The 17,785-nt window shown below is 37.7% G+C and carries 14 protein-coding genes; 7 read left to right on the top strand and 7 right to left on the bottom strand.

Annotation, left to right across the window (positions count from 1 at the left end):
- Positions 1-49: 49 nt before the first annotated feature.
- A complete protein-coding gene (locus BMY50_RS09310) occupies positions 50-2,110 on the bottom strand; it encodes an ATP-binding protein (protein ID WP_093322719.1) in 2,061 nt (686 codons plus the stop codon).
- A gap of 285 nt (positions 2,111-2,395) precedes the next feature.
- Here BMY50_RS09310 and BMY50_RS09305 point away from each other — a divergent pair, with 285 nt between their 5' ends.
- Positions 2,396-2,731 (top strand): DMT family transporter, encoded by a 336-nt coding sequence (locus BMY50_RS09305; RefSeq protein WP_093322715.1) that lies wholly within the window; start codon positions 2,396-2,398, stop codon positions 2,729-2,731.
- Between the two features lie 72 nt (positions 2,732-2,803).
- Here the strand turns inward: BMY50_RS09305 and BMY50_RS09300 are convergent, their stop codons facing one another.
- The 4 genes from BMY50_RS09300 to BMY50_RS09285 are packed head-to-tail and all read right to left on the bottom strand — an operon-like array spanning position 2,804 to position 7,594.
- The gene (locus tag BMY50_RS09300; protein WP_093322711.1) at positions 2,804-3,847 is read right to left on the bottom strand and encodes a ferredoxin--NADP reductase; all 1,044 of its coding nucleotides are present in this window, start codon (positions 3,845-3,847) and stop codon (positions 2,804-2,806) included.
- A 52-nt stretch (positions 3,848-3,899) separates the two neighbouring features.
- A complete protein-coding gene (locus BMY50_RS09295; RefSeq protein WP_093322707.1) occupies positions 3,900-4,889 on the bottom strand; it encodes a glutathione synthetase in 990 nt (329 codons plus the stop codon).
- A 58-nt stretch (positions 4,890-4,947) separates the two neighbouring features.
- On the bottom strand, positions 4,948-6,792 hold the full coding sequence (locus tag BMY50_RS09290) for a flavohemoglobin expression-modulating QEGLA motif protein (RefSeq protein ID WP_093322704.1): 1,845 nt from the start codon (positions 6,790-6,792) through the stop codon (positions 4,948-4,950).
- A 10-nt stretch (positions 6,793-6,802) separates the two neighbouring features.
- A complete protein-coding gene (locus BMY50_RS09285) occupies positions 6,803-7,594 on the bottom strand; it encodes an N-formylglutamate amidohydrolase (RefSeq protein ID WP_093322701.1) in 792 nt (263 codons plus the stop codon).
- A gap of 195 nt (positions 7,595-7,789) precedes the next feature.
- On the opposite strand from BMY50_RS09285, the gene nagA reads away from it, so the two are divergent.
- The 6 genes from nagA to BMY50_RS09255 all read left to right on the top strand — a co-directional run bounded on the left by nagA (position 7,790) and on the right by BMY50_RS09255 (position 16,456).
- Positions 7,790-8,902: an N-acetylglucosamine-6-phosphate deacetylase gene (gene nagA / locus BMY50_RS09280; protein ID WP_093322698.1), complete on the top strand. Its 1,113-nt coding sequence runs from the start codon at positions 7,790-7,792 to the stop codon at positions 8,900-8,902.
- A 182-nt stretch (positions 8,903-9,084) separates the two neighbouring features.
- Positions 9,085-11,469, top strand: a complete 2,385-nt coding sequence (locus tag BMY50_RS09275) for a TonB-dependent receptor (RefSeq protein ID WP_093322694.1) — start codon at positions 9,085-9,087, stop codon at positions 11,467-11,469.
- Between the two features lie 48 nt (positions 11,470-11,517).
- Positions 11,518-12,756, top strand: coding sequence for a DUF4374 domain-containing protein (locus BMY50_RS09270; RefSeq protein ID WP_093322690.1), 1,239 nt, complete (start codon positions 11,518-11,520; stop codon positions 12,754-12,756).
- A gap of 24 nt (positions 12,757-12,780) precedes the next feature.
- Positions 12,781-14,094, top strand: a complete 1,314-nt coding sequence (locus BMY50_RS09265; RefSeq protein ID WP_317040822.1) for a PepSY-associated TM helix domain-containing protein — start codon at positions 12,781-12,783, stop codon at positions 14,092-14,094.
- 264 nt (positions 14,095-14,358) lie between these two features.
- Positions 14,359-15,348, top strand: coding sequence for an acyl-ACP desaturase (locus tag BMY50_RS09260; RefSeq protein WP_202907773.1), 990 nt, complete (start codon positions 14,359-14,361; stop codon positions 15,346-15,348).
- A 181-nt stretch (positions 15,349-15,529) separates the two neighbouring features.
- A complete protein-coding gene (locus tag BMY50_RS09255; protein ID WP_093322677.1) occupies positions 15,530-16,456 on the top strand; it encodes an alkaline phosphatase in 927 nt (308 codons plus the stop codon).
- A gap of 8 nt (positions 16,457-16,464) precedes the next feature.
- Here the strand turns inward: BMY50_RS09255 and BMY50_RS09250 are convergent, their stop codons facing one another.
- Both BMY50_RS09250 and BMY50_RS09245 read right to left on the bottom strand, forming a co-directional pair.
- Positions 16,465-17,265, bottom strand: a complete 801-nt coding sequence (locus BMY50_RS09250) for a Rossmann-fold NAD(P)-binding domain-containing protein (protein WP_093322671.1) — start codon at positions 17,263-17,265, stop codon at positions 16,465-16,467.
- A 239-nt stretch (positions 17,266-17,504) separates the two neighbouring features.
- Positions 17,505-17,690, bottom strand: a complete 186-nt coding sequence (locus tag BMY50_RS09245; RefSeq protein ID WP_093322666.1) for a hypothetical protein — start codon at positions 17,688-17,690, stop codon at positions 17,505-17,507.
- Positions 17,691-17,785 lie beyond the last annotated feature (95 nt).

Genomic DNA, 17,785 nt, shown 5'->3' with positions numbered 1-17,785 from the left:
TACCAGTTTTCAAAAAAGAATGCGCTGCCAATTAGTAAAACCCCTATTTTCAGGGAGTGAGCGCAAATTTTTCTCTTTTTTTCTCGCTGGATTTACATTCTACAGTCACAGTTGTTCCTTTTTTGGAGTCAGAATATACTTCGATGACCCCTTTTAAATATTGAACTCTCGATTGTATATTTCTCCATCCTGCACCCTGTTTATTCTTTTCGTCGTTTAGATCAAAACCCCTTCCATCATCTTCAACGGTAAGGTTTATTAAATCGTCGCTTTGCTGAAGCTGTACTAATACTTTTTTGGCATGTGCGTGCTTAACTACATTTGTTAGTAATTCTTGCATGATTCTGTAAAGTACCACCTCCCGTTCTTTATCCATCCCCTTAAAATTAAATACCTGACAAACAACCTCAAAATGCGCTTTCTTTAAATTTCTACAATACTCCTTACAGGCCTCTGATAAACCTGCTTTAAGCAATAGTTCTGGCATCATACTGTGTGCAATTCTACGTAGCTCTTGAATAGCATCATCAATGTGTTGTAAGACAGGTATGAAGATCGATTTTGATTCTTGCAATGTTAATGAATTTGTGCGTTCAGCTAAATCTAATTTTATACCAGAAATTAACCCTCCTAGTCCGTCATGTAAATCACGTGCTAGTCTTGACCGCTCGCTTTCTTGTCCTTCTAACATCGCAGAAAGCAAGGATATTCGATGTTCTTGGTTTATTTTTTCAATTTCCAGTTGGTGAACAAGCCCCTGTTGTTTTAACGTTTTATTTCTTTGGAGGTAGGCGTAATACAGTAGTAGCAGCGCAAAAAGAAAGGTAATGGCCAACACAAAATAAACAGTATTTAGCTTCTTCGATAAGCCGATTTTATGCTGCATCGTGGCCAGTTGTTGCTCTTTTTTTTCGGCTTCATACTTAGCCGCCAAACTTTTACCAATACGCATTTTTTCTGCATCAAAAATGGATTGGTGAACATCACTATGTTGCTTGTAATATTGTAGGGCCGATCTATAGTTTTTTTTTCGTTCAGCAATTTTAGATAAATTTAGAAATACTTGCGACAAGGTATGCTGATCTGGCATGTTATCTTGCGTGATAACGCCAGCGGCTTTATTGAGTAAATTTTCTGCTTCATCTAATTTGTTTTCTGCAAGGGCCAAATCACTCATCATTCCATAACTGTTGGCCACTACTGTGTATTGCTTTGTTTCTATCCCTTTTTGTAAAGCTATATCGAGATACATATGAATACTATCGCGATAGCTTGGCGGGAAATGTTGTGCGTACAAGTTGGCAACATTCATAGCAGTAAATGGTAATTGAGAAAGAAGTCTTATACGTTCTGTATTGTTTCGAATGGTTGCAATAGCTTCTTTGTTATAATACAGCGCTGAATCTAGTAGTGCTCTATCAGTGCTGTCTTTAAGATAGCGTTGTTCAAAATAGCTGGCAAGCATTTGTTGAGAAGAAGCCTTATTGTCTATATCGTGACTTTCTAATGCATTAGAAAGCCCCATCCGCACGTATTTTCCAAAATTTTCAGTGTCTTCCCATTCCGAATAGATCGCAGCTAGTTCAGAATAGATATTAGCTTTATATTTTAAATCTTGTAAGGTGTGTTCTTTGTCTAATATTTTTATTCCTTTTAGAAAAAAATTGATCGCTTCATTCGGTTTTCCATCTCTGCTATCAATCCACCCACTACAATAAAAAACGTAGCCTTTGATGGTATTATTGGAGGTTCTCTTAGCAAAGAAAGTTGCACTATCAAGTAGTTCTCTTGTGATCGATTTATCCTTTTCGGTGATCCGACTTTGAAAGGCTTTAATGGCATAAATATAAGCACTGTATTGACCGTCTTTTAGTGTGTTAGCAGTGAGAAGTGCTAGTTGCAATAAGGAATCGGCTTGCTTTTCTTCGTTCTGGAAATATAGTCTATGGGCTAATTTACCCATAATCATTACTTTTTCGCCGGGCTTTAGCTGCTTGTTTTTTAACTCATTACTCAGAGAATCGCTGATGTTCTGCGCCCTGCTATCAACAGCTAATGTATGGAGCAGAAAACATAAACTAAGCTGGAAAAGTCGTTTTATGTTTATCATTTTTTAGTAGAAAGTATTGAATAAAGTAGGATGTCTAGGGCGTAAAGATACTATTTCATCCGCATAATATTTACACTAAGTATAATGCAAACAAGGTCTATGATCTTGAAAATCACTGAAAACAACTATTTTTATGTATGCATAATAAATTGTATCTTTGTTGGGTTAAATCGAATAGATTAAACACACATGAAAAACCATGGCAAGTATAGAGAAATCTTACTTGCCTTTTTTCATTATACTTCTAGGCTGTTTACTTAAATTTGAACACAAGAACTGCTTGTTATGAACAAATCGTACCTGTTTTTAATGGTCGCTATTCTGTTAGAGACAATTGCTACTACTTCTTTGAAAACTTCTGAACAATTTACAAAACCTTTATTTACAGCGATTACTATTATCGGGTATGTTGGGGCTTTTTATTTCTTAAGTTTGACGTTAAAATCAATGCCAATCGGGATTGCTTATGCGCTTTGGTCAGGTGTGGGCATCATTCTGATAAGTGTTACAGGTATTTTGCTATTTAAACAGGTACCTGATTTACCAGCGATATTGGGTATATTACTTATTATCGCAGGGGTAATTGTTATCAATCTATTTTCCAAAACTTCCGTTCACTGATAGTGAATCTGACATAGCAAAGAACTATGATGAGGTGTTTGGAACTCGTGTGTGATTTGTTATATCATTTATTTATAAAGTTAATTCAACAGGTCCATCAATTGGGTAACCTGTACATGTAAGAATATAGCCCTCAGCTAATGCCTTATTACCGAGTACCTCATTATACCTCATCCAAACCTTACCTTTGGTACAGAGCGCCGCACAAGCACCACATTGTCCATTTTCGCAGCTGTAAGGTATAGGAATCTGCCGCTTTTTCGCACTTTGTAAGATGGATGTAGGATACTTTACCTCGATGGAGTATCGTTGCTTGTTTAGAAATATGGTTACTTCATGAGCCTCTTGGTCGGGCGGTTCGACTAATTTAAATGAAGGTGTATCTATAATAAATAACTCTTTCTTTATCCTTTCAGCATCAATGCCGTCTGCTCGTAATTTTATAGAAACCATACGCATGTATGCATATGGTCCACATAAATAAAAAATTGTGTTATTATGTTCGTAAAGGGCATATCTATCAATTAATAGATCGATTACGGAATGGGTAAGTCGACTTTCGAAAATTTTCGTTGAGTGACTAAAAAGAAACTCAATGGCAAAACGATTTTGAAATGATTCCCTTAGCTCCGTAAGTTGATTAAAAAATATAGTTGAGCTTTGGCTGGTATTGCTATATATTAGTAGAATTGAGGTGGTCGGGTTGTTATGTAATAATGTCTTTATAAGGGAGAAAATAGGTGTTATACCACTACCCGCTGCCATAAAACAAAAGCGATCGTTAGATTTTATAGTAGTTGGTAAAGTGAACAAACCGGATGCGCCAATACTCATTAATATATCGCCCACTTTCGCTTTGTCTGCTAGCCTTCTCGAGAACTCTCCGTTTGCTATTTTTTTTACAGTAATAGCAAGCTCTTTATCAAGTACCGGGGAAGAGCTAATAGAATAACTTCTTCTGACTTCAGTTCCGTTTGTCTGTTCAAATAATAACGTTAAAAACTGCCCTGCATGATAATGCAGCGTTTTTTTATCTAAATTTTCTAAAATAAACGATTTCGCGTCCTGCGTTTCCTCAATAATTTTTTTTATTCGTAACCTATAGATGTGAATCACTGTATTGTATTGCTTCTTTCTGTTATTCGAAGGTAGCTGAATTTTGTCAAAATTATTTAACTTTCGCCTCGATGGCCTTAATCACCGGTGTATAGAAGTCTTCACCGTATAATCCACAAGCATGTACCAGTCCCCCTGGACTAAATACATTCACTTCCATCAATTTATCTCCAACAATATCAAGCCCAGTTAGAAACATTCCGTCCTCTTTTAACTTAGGCCCCACCAAATCAATGATCTGCTTTATACGTTTAGTTATCCTTGCTTTGCCTGCGCTTCCACCCTGATGAATGTTACTTCTTATCTCGCCCTTTTTCTGTTGTCTGTGTATTGCTGCATAATGTCCGTTTACAACAATCGGCTCGCCGTCTAATAAAAATAAACGGATATCCCCGTTTTTAGCAGCTGATAGGTATTCTTGGGCTACAACAAAGCCATCACGGCAAATGGCATCTACAATTTGGTTTAAATTCTTGACTTCTTGTTTATTAATTAAGAACACATTCCGTCCCCCCGAACCTTGTAGCGGCTTCAAAATTATTTTGCTGCCATTGGCTTTATAAAAATCTTCAATATCAGCTACACTTCTCGTAATGATTGTTTTCGGGCGGACTTGTTTAGGAAAATACTGAAAATACATTTTATTAGAGGCCTGTGATAAGCTCGTAGGATCATTCAAAACAACGATGCCCTGTTTTTGTGCCAGCTGCCCAAAAACGATGCCCGCATTTTGCGCCCAAGGTCGCTTATCTATATCTGCCGAAGGATCATTACGAAGGATCAATACATCTATATCGCGGCCTTCAAGTTTAATCTTTTCAACAGATTTTACCGCCTCGATAAAGGTCTCCGGCGTTCGGAATTGTTTGTCAGGCACGCTGCGGGCCAATCCACCCATGGCCTCACTCTCGAGATAAGCTAAATCTCCTATCCCCATATAGTGAACGTTATGACCCATTTTATGGGCCTGTAAAGCTAAGCCCGTGGTAGTATACTCGGGAGTTTCTTTCATTACTTGATTTACGACAAAGACAATGTTCATGGGGGCCAAATGGTTTTTAGTGTATTATTTAATTTATTTAATCTAGTGATTTGAGAAGCTAGTTCAGCATACTAAAAATATTTCCTCCTTTTTTTATATTGTTCATAGGTTTTAAATAAGGTGCACTTAGATACCTCGGTGTAATGGGTATTTTGGCTAAAAGTCCGCGAAATGTTAACTCGTTTATAACTGGAATATAATCTTGTCGAATCTTTCCGATCAATAGAGGAGCTAACTCTTTTCCTTGTTTAATATATTCGAGGAGATTTAAAAGTCCTTTTAGATAAACGGCATCCTTGGTGAGCCCCCCGCCTCTATAAACACGCATGGTGACGTGAAAGGCTGTTTCGGGTGTGAATTGATATTTATCTGTTAATAAAAAGAACGTATCAACAAAAGAGTTGCCAGAAATCATATTATTAACAGCAACAACCCGTGCAGCCAAGATTCTTAAGCGGTCATTTGTTAGTCCGCCACAAAGATACTCTGAAAAAACAGCGAGGCCTTCTTGTAATTGTTCATATCCCGGTACGCCAATATAAAATAGCTTTAAAGGTTGCGCCTTGCCATTATAGTAAGTAACTACATGCGTACCTATTTCATGCTGAATTAAGGCAATGGCTCTGCGTTTAGGTACCGTATAATTTTTATTTATATTCAGTGTTCCTCTAGATACCATGATGCCTTCCACATCATCACGTACTCTAACAGCCGTAAGAATATTGTTATCTTGCTGCTTTAGCCAGTTTAGCTCCATCTCGGCCATTGAAGCAAACTCCTGCGCATTTAGCAACTCCTCATTCTCTTTTTCCGGATTCGGTTCGGCAGCAACTAAAATAGCTTTAGCTACATCTAATAAATGCTCGTCGATATTGCCAAACAGCTGTAAACTGCTGTGCATAAAATCAGGTTTTTCTCTTTCTAACATCATATTAAGCATCCTATCAATTTCTTTTCTTTTATCACGAAATAGAAAAGCTATTGTAGGATCGGAGATGTCTTCTATGGGTAAGTTATATATTTTGCGTTTAATTAATTCAGGTTCTATCGGCATTGGCCTATAGTGAAATGCCGGCATTTTAAGGTAATTACTTTTTGAAAAGTTCTTCCATGCATCTGCTACATTGATAGGAGTGACCAGCAAGAGAAAATCAAATAAATTACTATATTCTGCTAATTCGTTATCTATCTCCCATACTTTATCATCGAGTATGGTGGTGCCCAACATTTCAAAATGGGTAGCATTATAAGAGGTATTTGTTCTTACAAATTCAAATAGGCTTTTCCGCAGTGCTTTCCCAAAAGAGGTTCGCAACTCTCTTGTAAACAAGGGATAAGGTTTTCCTGTTACAGCATCGTTAAAATTTGGCGCTATTTCTATGCCAACTTGTACAATGCCCGATTGATTACCCTCCTTTTTATCAATTAAAGGTGGGTAATAAGGGGGGGCTACGGCAGTTTTCTGCTTATCAAGATTGGCCGAAATATATTTGTTTCCTATACGTAAGCTGCTTAATTCGTCTGTGAGCTTCGTTGCCATGCTCAGCGCACCTTTTTGATTAAGATGAATAGTGAAATCATAATCGGCTATTTGCGGTGACAACCATACTTCTACTAACATAAAGCTGCCAAAATAATCTGCTAGGTAGTTAGTTATTGCTTTTATAAACGGTTCTATAGTACCTTTTTCACTTTCTGGAGCTATTAAGTAAGAAGATTCTGTACGACCCAAATTATAAGTGAAATTATCTTTTCCATTGGGTGGGATACGATAAACTATTAAAAAGGGCACAGGTTTATCCATTTTTAAAATGCCCTTGTGCGGTAAAGACACGCGCATTGGATCGCCTTTTTTTAATTTGTCAAGTATTTGATTCAGTAGCTTTTCGTTTTTTTCTACCATAGTAATGCTGCTATAGAGCTGTTAAGCTTTTAAACTTCTTAAGTTCTTTTTTTAATAATGGAATACTGTCTTTTAACGTAGCCTGAATATCCATTAAGTGTTTTATGTTTGCGCGCCCTGTCCATTCATCCATAAATGTTTTTTTGAATTCTATTGAGAGTACACAACCATATTGACCGTAATAGTTAGCTATCCATTTAGAAAATTCACCGCCTTGGAATTTTATATTTTCTCTAACATCGGGTCTGTGTCCATAGATTTTGCTTTGAGAAAGAAAATCAATAAAGGTGTCTATTAATGCACGGGCATGGGGGAGGTTGTTTTTTGTGCCAATATTGATTTCTGGATTTTGCTGTTTAGACGCTTTCTCCTGCGGGTTTTGTCGCCTATAATTATAAGTATGTATGTCGAGTACCAAGAGGCAGCCATGTTGGTTTATTATGTTTTCCAGCAGTTGCTTTATTTTTGTATAAAAGGTGTCGTAATAATCAAGCAGCTGCTGCTCTTTTTGTGTTGAGAGCGGTTGTTTCCAGACGGTTAGTCCCCAAGCATCATCAGGTGTTTTATAAATACATTTATTTCTAGGGCGATTTAAATCTGCTAAAAAGCGGGAATTTTCAGCAATCACTGTGTTAACGGGTAGATCTGCCATAAAACCGGTATAAGGATCTTCTTCGTGGCTGCGCTCATGTTCCTCAAGCGACATATTATCAAGGAATTCTTTTGGAATAAAATGGCCGTCATGTATTGCTGTAGCAATGATAGGACTGTTTCGTGCCTTAATTAATAGTCGATCCTCCATATTTCTTTAAGTCATTTTTATATGTCTTGATCCTGCGTTATTCACCATCCATATAAACATGAAGACCGCATGTTTGTTTGCTTAAAGCAGATTGCTTTATATACCCCATGCAAAAGCTGTTTTAGATGTCTTTTCTTTAGATTTAGGTGATTTCAATAGAAGCTTTTATCTTTACTGAAATCAAAAACATTTACAATGGAATTTAAAGTATTCGCCCACAAGATATACACTGGAGATGATGTACTGGAAAATCAAATTATCACATGTGCACACGGCAAAATAAAAAATATAAGCTCGGGATATCAATCAAGTGCGGATGAAGTGGTCGAAAATATTAGCGCAAGTTTTTTTGATATCCAGTTAAATGGGGGCGCAAATTATCATTTTACAGCCAATCCGACAGAAGAATGTATAGCAGACATGGAGGCTTCAAGCACGTTAGATGGTGTGGGGTATCTGCTTCCTACGCTGATAACATCTTCTAAGGATAATATTTTTAGAGGAATTGATGCAATTAAAAATTATTGTATACAGCATCCAAAAAGTGGTGTATTGGGAATGCACTTGGAAGGTCCTTTCTTAAACCCGATAAAGAGGGGAGCACACCTCACTAAATATATTCAGAAACCAAATAAAGAGCTCATTCAAGAGCTGATTGAGTATGCGAATGGTACGATTTTGCAAATGACAATTGCACCCGAAATGTTTGACGAATATACCTTGAAATATTTATTGAAAAGTGGGGTTGCCTTGGCTGCCGGCCATTCAAATGCTACTTATGAAGAGGCAAGTAGCGCTTTCAGCCTTGGAATTCAGCAGGTGACGCATCTATTCAATGCAATGTCACCTTTTTTACATAGAGCTCCCGGATTGGTGGGCGCCACCTTTGACCATCCGGATGTTTATGCACCAATTGTTTTGGATGGTAGACATGTTGACTTCGCTGCTGCAAAGATTGCCCATCAAATTAAAAAAGACAAACTGTTTCTTATTTCGGATGCACTTTTTTTGAGGAAAAAGAAAACCTCCTTTACGTGGGAAGAGTTTGATGCAAAATTGATAAACGATGAATATATAAATAGTGATGGAAATTTAGCCGGTGCAAACATATCGCTTCCCGATGCGGTACGAAATGCGGTAAACGAATTAAACCTGACTGTAAAAGAAGCGGTTGAAATGGCCACAATAAGACCGGCTAAAGCCCTTGGTTTGTCTAATACAATAGGAAAATTAGCAGCAAACTACCCAGCAAAGTTTACCTTGTTTGATAATGAACTCAATCATTTTGAAGTATTGGATTTATTGTAACCCTTGCCTACAAGCAAAGAAGGCCATAAAAGCAATATTTTTTTAAATTTGAAATTATTTGTAATTAATCTAAATAAGATGTTATCTTTGCGCTAACAAAAAGGGCCATACAGTTCGTACCTGTATAGCCCACCTAACTTTTTGTCAGGGAAACTTTTAACACTTAGTCAACATTAAAAGCGATGCAAATTAAGAAAATTTTGCTGTACGGATACTTATGTGTCTGTTTTTTTTCAAGCTATGCCCAACAGTCTTTATCAGGATCTATTTCCGGAAATATCAAAGACAAAAACGGGCGCTCTATTTCAGGAGCATCCGTCTACCTCAGAGCCGGCACTGGAACTACAAGTAATCATCAGGGTACTTATGAAATAAAAAACCTAAAGGAGGGAAAACAGTTAATAACCGTTTCCGCTTTAGGGTATAAAAAAGAGGAAAAGTCTATTTCGATTCATTCGAATGATCAGGTGGTGGTAGATTTTATACTAGAGGAAAGTATAAACCAAATGGATGAGGTTGCTGTACTCGGTAGAACAGAGCAGCAAGAAGTAAATAGACAAGCCTATAATGTTACGGCACTGGACGCCAGTAAGCTACATAATACTACGCTTGACTTATCCCATGCACTTGATCGTGTTTCTGGGGTGAGGGTCAGGGAAAATGGGGGTGTAGGTTCAAGCTTCAATTTCTCGCTAAATGGATTTACAGGTAAGCAGGTAAAATTCTTTATCGATGGGGTGCCAATGGATAATTTCGGTTCTTCCTTTCAGATAAATAATATTCCGATCAATTTGGCTGAGCGCGTGGAGGTGTATAAGGGCGTTGTACCGGTATGGCTTGGATCTGATGCCCTGGGAGGAGCGGTAAATATCGTAACGGCTAGTAATCGTCAAAATTATATTGATGCATCTTATTCATTTGGGTCCTTTAATACCCACAGATCTGCAGTAAATTTAGCTTACACTGCTCGATCGGGACTTACCTTTAGATTGAATGCTTTTCAGAATTACTCGGATAATGATTATAAGGTAACAGTAACCGAAGCCGATTTGTACACGCAGCAAGTTTACCAAAATATAAAAGTAAAGCGATTTCACGATAACTATCACAATGAAACCGTGATAGCCAATGTGGGTGTGGTAGATAAGAAGTATGCCGATCAGCTTTTATTGGGGATTACCCTAGGCAAGAACTATGCGGAGGTCCAGACAGGTGCTCGAATGGAGAGCGTTTTCGGTGCTTGGCACAGAAAGGGAAATATTGTAATGCCGAGCTTAAAATATTTAAAAAAGAATTTATTTGTTGACGGGTTAGATTTAAGGATCACTGGAAACATCAATTTAGGAGAGGAACAAAATATAGATACAGCTTACCGCCGCTATAATTGGTTGCAACAGGTGAAGGAGTATGCCGGCGAAGGAAGTGAGCGGGAACGTTCGATGTATAAGTATAAAAATAATAATGGAATCGCGACAGCAAATCTTTCCTATAACATCAACGAAAAACATGCATTCAACTTTAACAATGTATTGAGTACTTTTAATAGAACGGGTTCGGATCAATTATTCCCGGAGAATACTAAATATGATCAACCTCGTAAGAATATTAAAAATATAATGGGGTTAGGCTATAAGTATGCAGCAAATGAAAAATGGAATACATCAGTTTTTGTCAAATACTTCTCTCAGCAGAACAAGTATTCCCAGAGTTATAATCCAAGTGGAGGATGGGGAGACGTGGCATACCTCGAGCAAAAAAGTAGCTTCAATAAACTAGGATATGGTTTGGCAACTAGTTATTTTCTTACGCCTTCTTTTCAACTAAAAGCCTCTTATGAAAAAAGCTATCGTTTGCCCGAAACGGATGAGTTATTTGGCGACCTAATCAATTTAGAAGGTAATATAGATCTTAAACCAGAAAAGAGCGATAATATTAATGTTGGTTTTAGCTACCAAACTCATATTGACCATATACATCACTTCAGTATAGATGGAAATCTGCTTTATAGGTATGCAACCGACTTTATAAGGCCCCGGCTAAACCCCAACGAAACAAAACAGGTGATGGGAAATCTTGCAGACGTTACCAATTTAGGAGTTGATGGAGAAATCAGGTATTCATTCAAGAAAGTATTTACCGCTGGGGTTAATATGACCTATCAAAATCTTCGCAATAATACAAAATTCGAAGACGGTTATACAATGGAAAGCCCGCTCTACAGAGATCGCATACCTAATATGCCGTATCTGTTTGGCAATGCCGATGCTTCCTTGTTTTTTAATAATGTTGGTAAGAAAGGGAATGTACTAAGTTTTGGCTATAATGTTTTGTATGTGCATGCTTATTATTTATCGTGGCCAAGCCAGGGAGACGAGCTCACAAAGCGTGATATACCTAGACAGTGGAATCAGGATGTCAATGTGATGTACACCATGAATGATGGTAAATATAATATAGCCTTTGAGTGTAAGAATATTGTTGACAATAGATTATATGACAATTTCTCCTTACAAAAGCCGGGTCGCGGATTTTATCTAAAGTTGCGCTATTTTTTAAATAACTATTAAAAAAATAATCAGCTATTCGTACGGTTGATTTTATATCAAAAAAATATCATGAGAAAGATCAATAAAGTTTTCTTATCAGTGATCGCAGCTGTGGCGATACTTGGCTGTGATAAGCCCTTGGAATATTTTACTATTAACGATGGTGAGGACGTCTTGACAGGTAAGTCTAAATTCGTGGTTACAGCAACTCCTGTAGGAACCCAAGGAGTTGCCGATTATTTATTGTTGGCAGATGACTTGGAGAACGGAAAAATTACCACACAAGGCAACGGTATTGAACAAGATGGGTCTTATAGGTATTATGTTACGCATAAGAATAGATTCTTCAGCTTATTATATGGGCAAGGAAATCCAGGTGCTGTTACAACCTATCGGATGGATTCGCTCGGCAAGCTTGTAAAGGTTTCCGATTTTAAATCAGAAACGGTACAAGTGTTTGCACCTGTTGAGGATGATATTCTTCTTATGAAAGTGCCGCGTTCTGGGAATGAGTTTTCTCAAATGTATCGCGTAGACGCAAGGCAATATAGGGTAGTTGGTGAAGAGCAAATAAATATTGTACAATTGGCAGGAAATGGAGAACGGGCGCATTTTACATGGGCAACGCAGGTTGGGAATAAGGTGTTTGCACCTTATATGAGTATTAAAGGTTGCTGCGGTGATGCTTTTGGAACAGCCTATCCTGATAGTAGCTGGGTAGCAGTACTTTCTTATCCTGAACTAAAGGTGGAAAAGGTTATACGCGATAATCGTACAAGTTATATTGGTGCATATTTTAATAACGGACTGGTTGAAACGGAAAGCGGGGAAGTCTATGCATTTTCACCAGCCGCTGCTACAAATAATTCGGTGGTTACAACCAAAAATCCTTCTGCAATAGTGCGTATAAATAGAACTACTTCGGCATTTGATCTGAATTATTTTTTCAATGTGCAAGAGGTTTCTGGTGGACATCATATAGCTGCTTGGACTTACTTGGGCGAGAATAAATTTATTTTAAACATGTACGCTGAACCCAATAGTGTCACTGGATCAAAACGAAAATTTGCTGTTGTAGACGTGTTGGATAAAACCTTTAGATGGGTTACTGGTACGCCAGATGATATTACAAGTGTAACGACAATAAATAATTACGCACCGTTAGACGGTATACGTGGATATATAGGTATTACCTCAGCGAGTGCTGGAAGTTATATTTATGTGTTCGATGCGAATCTGGGAACCGCAAAAAAAGGGCTGCAAGTGGAGGGAGGAACGATTACGGCCATTCATAAATTAAACTACTAGTATTTTGTAACGTGCAATTGTTGTATGATGAATAACATACCTAAAAAATCGACATCTAGATCACTTTTTTATCGTGTCTCTGCTTGGTTGCATCTTTGGCTGGGCCTCGTTACGGGTATCATTATGGTGATCGTTTGTATCACGGCATGTATTTGGGTGTTTCAGGATGAAATTACCGCTTATGTTTTAGAACCAGAAACGAGGATAGCTTATCAAGATAAACCGGTGCTGTCGCCTTCGCAACTTCAGAAGATAGCGCAAGAAAAGTTTCCAGAAAAAAAGGTGGCATATGCCACTTATCAACAAGGAAGAGCAATATATCTTGGACTTGGTGAAGGACGAAGAGGAGGGACTTCACTTAGAATCAATCCTTATTCAGGCGAAATAATCAGTGTAAATGAGCGAAAACAAGGTGAGGTCGATTTTTTTAGATTTATTCTGAATGGGCATCGATTTCTATGGCTACCATGGGAGATAGGCCGGCCCATTGTTAACTATAGTACATTGATTTTTGTGATAACACTTATTACGGGAATGGTTTTATGGTGGCCAAAAAAGTGGACTAAAAGTACGCGCGAAAAAAGTTTCTTAATAAAATGGAAGGGAACATTTAAGCGCGTTAATTATGATTTACATAATGTGCTCGGTTTTTATTCTTTACTCATTGTATTTGCTATTGCTTGTACGGGTATGGTATATGGAATAGAATGGTTCAGCAAGGGTTTATATTGGAGTACGTCTGGCGGAAAATCAATTCCCGACTTTGCTCGCCATGAATCTGATTCACTTCAATTAGGAAAACATTATACGCCTCAAAAAGCAATGGACTTAGCTTGGAATAAAGTGCTATCACAACATCCAGACGCAGAAGGTTTTTATTACAATTTCCCGGACACAAGCAAAGCAAAGTCGCTCATTAATATTACGATCTATCCGAGCGCCGGTAAATATTACGATCATGTAGCTTATTCTTTTGATCAACATACATTAGCGAAAATGCCTGCACACGAAGTTTACGGCGCCAATTTTGAAAATGCTTCCTTCGGCGTTAAGTTACGAAAAATGAATTATGACATCCATGTAGGCTCCATTTTAGGTCTACCTGGAAAAGTAATAGCTTTCTTCGCATCACTAATAGGTGCTAGTTTGCCCATAACGGGTTTCATAATTTGGTGGGGAAAAAGAAAAAAAGGTAAAAAGAACAAAAAAACAATTGCAGAAAAGGAAAAAAAACTATCGAGTATTGAAATGCGAGATAAACTTCATGCAGAAAAAAACGTAAAGCAACCTATTCCTAAATCATACAGGCCAGTTTTGAATATTAGCAAATTAAAATGATAGCTACTTGCTGATCTTTGCTTAATGAACATAGCTTTTTGAGATGACAGCCGAGTTGATTTTTATAAGAAGGGCCAATTTTAGGAATAAAAAAATGATATTCTACACTTTTTAATTTTAAGCGAAACTGATTTTTTCATACAACATATTGACAGATAGATTGTTGATTTTTAAAATAGGTATATTGTTTAAAATGTAAGTTGATAGGTCAATCGTTATTTTATATCCATATACTTATATTTGTCACTATATATGGAAAATACCATGCAACCAATACACGAGGGATCGAGAAAAGAAGTGATGAGCTATCTTGAGCCGTACATGCTCAATGAGATGAGTGAGTACTTAAAGCCTGTTGAAGAAATGTGGCAGCCTGCTGATTTCTTGCCAGATGCTTCAAGAGATACATTTTTTCAAGAGATTAAGGATCTACAGGACAGCGCAAAAGAGTTACCGTATGATTTAGTGGCGGTATTAATTGGGGATACGGTCACTGAAGAAGCGTTGCCAACCTACGAATCGTGGTTGACGATGGTTGATGATGTAGAAAAGCACGAACAGGGGGGCTGGATGAAATGGGTGAGAGCTTGGACTGCCGAGGAAAACCGCCACGGTGATCTACTTAATAAATACATATTCTTATCCGGAAGGGTAGATATGAGACAGTTTGAAATTTCTGTTCAATACCTGCTACGAGACGGTTTTGATATTGGTACCGGCAGGGATCCTTACCGCAATTTTATTTATACTTCTTTTCAGGAAATTGCTACTAATATATCACATAGAAGAGTGGCTGGATTGGCAAAACAATCTGGAGATAAGTTGTTAGCTAAAATGTGTGGAGTGATTGCTTCTGACGAAGCTCGCCATGCAAAAGCTTATATATCATTTATTTCAAAGGCAGCAGAAGTGGATGCAAGCGAGGTGCTTGTCGCTTTTGAAGATATGATGAAAAAGAAGATCGTGATGCCTGCACATTTTTTACGTGAATCTGGTGAACCACAAAGTGAATTGTTTTCGCATTTTTCAGATGCTGCTCAACGGTTGGGTGTTTATACGGCTGTTGATTATGTAGATATTATGAAAGAGTTGTTAACTGAATGGAAGGTGGATGCGATGACCAATCTGAACGAAGCGGGTGAGAAAGCACGAGATTACTTAATGCGATTACCTGATCGCTTACTTCGCATAGCTGACCGTATGAAAAACCCCGAAAAACATTATAGCTTTAAATGGATTCACGGAGGAAGATAATATTAAATATTTTATTGAAGAGAGGCCTAAAAGAAATTCACTTTTAGGCTTTTTTTTGCCATAAATTTTAAGCAATCGGTTGTGTTTAATTTTAAATATAATAAACTTTGTTAAGTAATATTAAAGTATTAGATTAGCGTCATTAACGTATTTAAGTAAGACAATTAGCTTAGCTAGGAATATGGTACAGATTAGAGAATATCTTAACATCGTCTCAAAGAGAAAACTCCTTTATACATTATTTTTGCTCGCTATAGCATTACCGATAAATGCTCAGGTGAGCAAGGCAAAACATATTGTTCTCATTGGATGCGACGGTTTTGGTGCTTACGCCTTGCCTGAAGCTGACATGCCCAATCTTAAAAAATTAATGGAAACAGGCGCATGGTCTCTAAAAGCACGTTCTGTTCTGCCATCTTCCAGTGCAGTCAATTGGGCTTCCATGTTGATGGGAGCCAGCCCCACATTACACGGTTATACAGAATGGGGAAGTAAAACACCTGAAATTCCGTCAGCGGATACTACAACATATAAGCTGTTCCCCAGTATCTTTAGCGTAATCAGGCAGCAAAAAAAACAGTCAGTAACTGCTGCGGTATATAGCTGGCCTGGAATAGGACACCTAATCGAAAAAGATGCGATCACAAAGGTTATTCCTACGAATGATAATGAGGATCTTTGCTTGAAAGAGGCCGTCAAAGTGATCCAAGAAGAGAAGCCTTTATTTACCTTTATTCATTTCGATGAACCAGATCATACTGGGCATGAAATAGGGCATAGAACACCTGCTTATTATACTAAACTTAAGGAAGTAGACCAGCGGATAGGAGAAATAGTAAATGCTGTAAAAGCCGCTGGGATAGCGGATGAAACAATCATCATATTGTCTGCCGATCATGGAGGGAAAGATAAAGGGCATGGTGGAAAATCACTAGATGAAGTGCAGATTCCATGGGTGATAAATGGCGTTGGAATAAAAAAAGGACATGAGATAAAAGATGTAATCATTACGTATGATACGGCCGCCACCATCGCTTGGATATTAGGATTAGATACACCACAATCTTGGAGGGGTAAGGCTGTATTAAGCGCGTTTGGTATGAAATAAAACGATGCTTAATAGTCTGTAGGTGATTTGTATAGGAAGGTGTAATTTAATCGTTTTATAAGCTTCTCCGATGAAACTATTTTTTTCTGCTCTTCCGCTTCCGTATCCTCAAATGCTATAGGTGGCGAGAAACCGTATTTAGCAACCATCGCGCTAATAATAGCTGCTTTTAATGGATGTGATGGTGACACAGCGTTAAGTATTTCTCTCTGTATTTCCTGTTTGCGGAGTGTGAGCAGTATATTGCAAATATCGTCCACATGGATATAATTGGCAGGTTGGTTGCCTACTTTACATACCTTGCCACTAAAATGTTTGCCTGGAATTCTATCAGCGCCAAAGATGCCGCCCAATCGTAGAATATTTAGCTTTTCCAATTTAGAGGAAAGTATAAATTCTGCATGATATAACTTTGTATCTAGTTGATCTGCAGGAACGGTATATTCATGGATAATTTTGTTCAAAGCAGGGTAAATGCCAACGGAGCTCAAATAAATGACGCAGTTACTTTTTAATGTCTGAAGAAAAGTGCTTAATCTTTCAAATTTAGCTGAACAGCTAGTATATGTCTCTATTTTCTTTGCCGGTACACTCACTAAGATAAGGTCGAAATTAATAGAAGTCAAAATATGGTCTAGTGGGGGATGTTCCTGAGAGAAATCTAAAACATACGAAATCATTCCGACAGAAGCCATTCGGTAAGCTTTTTCAGCGGATGTAGTTGTGCCGTGCACTTCGTAGTTTAAGCGGTGAAGTTCTTTCGCGAAAATAGTACCCACCCAACCACAGCCAATTATTAAAGCGTTCATCTTTAAGCTTATTTTCTTAGGTGTGAAGTGGATAATAAAGTATCTAATGGACGGGGATTATTATCTTTAATAGAATACTTCTTCGAAGAGCATTTTATATCGTTAATACTCCCCGTCTGTCTTTGCGTTTTTCTTGCCATTATTGTTTGATAGTTGGAACTAACGGCAAATTTAGTAAATAATCACTCCTTTTAGTAAAGGAGCTTGGCTTACTTGATCTTGTGGATAAATAAGGTTAATTAATTTTTGTTCTTTTCATTGTCTGTTCTCGCTCCTGAATCTGGAGAACGACCCCCAGCGTTAGGCAGCCCTTGATGTCTTTTAAGTATTTTTTGATCTTTAAACGATTTATCAGAGGTGGAACCTCCCATAAAAACATTTTTTCCGGCATCTTGTGTACCAGTTACTTTTTGTCCTTTTTTCATATCGACTTCCGATTATCGTTAGTGGAATTGACTATCACTATCTTAACAGTTTAGCTAGTTGATTGTTTATTATAATTCCAAATAGTTACCTTTGC

It is taken from the genome of Olivibacter domesticus (assembly GCF_900109575.1).
In the GTDB taxonomy this organism is placed as follows: Bacteria; Bacteroidota; Bacteroidia; order Sphingobacteriales; family Sphingobacteriaceae; genus Olivibacter; species Olivibacter domesticus.
Note: the sequence above shows the minus strand (reverse complement) of the source record. Positions and strands in the feature narration are given on the sequence as shown.